Source organism: Microvirga calopogonii (genome assembly GCF_003347665.1).
Taxonomy (GTDB): domain Bacteria; phylum Pseudomonadota; class Alphaproteobacteria; order Rhizobiales; family Beijerinckiaceae; genus Microvirga; species Microvirga calopogonii.
In genome coordinates this window covers 1-869 of record NZ_QDGA01000246.1, presented here as the reverse complement: position 1 = coordinate 869, position 869 = coordinate 1, and the positions used below count along the sequence as shown (strand labels likewise).

Below are 869 nucleotides of genomic sequence, written 5' to 3'. Positions count from 1 at the left end.
TGATCATGCGTTACGTGCATAAGGCGCGTGACGAAATTTCATGCTAAAAAGGGCCGCATTTTGGTAACAGCCTTTCGGGCGGTCGCATCTCTACCCTGCGGCGTCGTTCCCTCAGAGGTAAGGTCCTCTGCACCTCCGGTCGCTGGCAACAGCGGCCTTTTTCTTAAGCGAATGGCCAGCATCGAGGGATCACCATGGCGGGCAAGACGATCACCCGGGCCGATCTGACCGAGGCTGTTTCCGACACAGTTAGCCTCTCCCGAGCGGAAGCGGCGGCCTTGGTCGAGCAGGTACTTGCGGAGATGAGCGCAGCTCTTGTCGTGGGTGAGAATGTGAAGCTGTCAGGCTTTGGCGTCTTCACCGTCCGGCGCAAAAATGAGCGGGTCGGCCGCAATCCCAAGACAGGTGTGGCCGTGCCGATCAAGCCCCGTCGGTCGCTGACCTTCAGCGCCTCGCATCTTCTGAAGTCCCGCATCAACGGCAGCACGCCCGAGGACGAGACCGATGCCTGATTTCTACCGGATTAAGCGCCTTCCGCCTTACGTCTTCGAGCAGGTCAACCGCATCAAGGCCGCGGCCCGCGCCAACGGAGCGGACATCATTGACCTCGGGATGGGCAATCCGGATCTGCAGGCCCCCCAGCACGTGATCGACAAGCTCGTCGAGACCGTGGGCAAGCCGCGCACGGACCGCTACTCCGCCTCCAAGGGCATCGGCGGGCTGCGCCGCGCCCAGGCCGGCTATTACGAGCGCCGCTTCGGCGTGAAGCTCAACCCCGACACCCAGGTGGTGGCGACCCTCGGCTCGAAAGAGGGCTTCGCCAACATGGCCCAGGCCATCACCGAGCCCGGCGACGTGATCCTGGTGCC

Annotated in this window: 2 protein-coding genes; both read left to right on the top strand. The window is 63.1% G+C overall.

What is annotated here, in order from left to right; all coding sequences use genetic code 11:
* The first annotated feature begins 194 nt into the window (after positions 1-194).
* Entirely contained in the window at positions 195-512 is a 318-nt protein-coding gene (locus tag DDF70_RS36275; RefSeq protein WP_114947043.1) for an integration host factor subunit alpha, read from the top strand.
* Positions 505-869, top strand: a 365-nt coding sequence (locus DDF70_RS36270; RefSeq protein ID WP_114946833.1) for an aminotransferase class I/II-fold pyridoxal phosphate-dependent enzyme, incomplete at its 3' end; no start/stop codon positions are given. The genes DDF70_RS36275 and DDF70_RS36270, both read left to right, overlap by 8 nt.